This window comes from Streptomyces sp. NPDC048442 (genome assembly GCF_040651475.1).
GTDB lineage: Bacteria > Actinomycetota > Actinomycetes > Streptomycetales > Streptomycetaceae > Streptomyces.
This window is the reverse complement of record NZ_JBEZKB010000075.1, coordinates 1-1,196: the sequence shown is the minus strand read 5'-3', so window position 1 is coordinate 1,196 and position 1,196 is coordinate 1. Positions and strand designations below refer to the sequence as shown.

General features: G+C 69.4%; 1 protein-coding gene. It reads right to left on the bottom strand.

Annotated elements, in window-relative coordinates:
* Positions 1 to 101: 101 nt before the first annotated feature.
* Positions 102 to 860 (bottom strand): hypothetical protein, encoded by a 759-nt coding sequence (locus tag AB0D18_RS41235; protein WP_362430849.1) that lies wholly within the window; start codon positions 858 to 860, stop codon positions 102 to 104.
* Between the last annotated feature and the right edge of the window lie 336 nt (positions 861 to 1,196).

Here is a 1,196-nt window from a genome sequence, read left to right as displayed (position 1 = left end):
GCAGCACTTCGCCCCACCGGATAAATCCGGTGGGGCGAAACACAGGGCCCACATTCGCCAACAGCGTCCGGCTGATCGGTGCGGGCTTCGCGGGGGCGGTGTTACGGCTGGAGGAGGAGCCGGTTGATGGTGGATCGGCTGAGCCCGGTGAGGGTGTGTGCGCGGGTTTTGGCGACGTCCGCGTTTGTGACCGCCCACCGCACGAGTGCGTCCCGTTGCTGGTCGAATGCCGCCCACCCTGCCAGCAGTTCGGCGGCGATCGTAGGCGCCACGGGGGTGGTGTCGCCCGCGACTGCGCCCACGATCTCCCAGCCGTGCAGTGCATTTCCGTGTGTCGCGAGGGGCGGGGCCAGGGTCAGGGCGATGCGCTGCCGGTCCGTGATGTCCCGGGTGAGCCGGGCGACGATGTGCTGGGCGACGGCCACCCAGTCGCCTACGGTCTCGGGGGCCCCGGAGCTCACTGCGAGCAGGTCCTCTTCTGTCGCGTGTCCGGCGATGCCGGGGATGTGGTCCTCCGGCCACAGTGGACCGGCTGACACCATGAGGTTCTGGGCGCGGACTACGTCCTCCGCCCGGTGGCGCAGGGACGGGATCGGCCGCAGGGTGCGCAGTACTTTTGCCCACGGGGCGATTTGGTCGCGCTGCTTCTCCCAGTGCCCGCCCGCGTCCCCGCGGCTCGCCACGATCAGCTCGTAGCGGGCCAGACGGGTTGTGCCGTCCATCAGCCACATGGTGGTGCCGGTGGCCTGGCTGGTCCCTCCGCCCTCGGAGTACGTGATCCGCCCGTGACGGGCGCTCAGGTACAGACCCGCCTCATGCTGCGCGTAGTCCCCTGGGGCATGAAATTCGACGATGTCCATGTGCACACACCTTTCGGAGCCGCCACCCCCACCACGGGGACGATGTATCGAATGATACATGAGAGGTGTATCGTTTGATACATACCGCTGGTGCCGCTGCTGGCGGCGTCACGGAACGCCTGGGGTACCCGCTCCTCACCGCCCGCACCGCCCTGAAGCGCACGAGCACGCTGACAGGACGTCAGCCGTGCGGCAGGGCGGGACTGCCCCGAGGGGCGGGAGTGGGCGCCGGCCGCTGTGCCGACCTGCGGTCTGCCTGGCAGGGGTGGACGGTGGGGGCATGGACGAGATCGTGGTACGGCGCCCGGATACCCAGGGGGGACGCGCATGACGAGC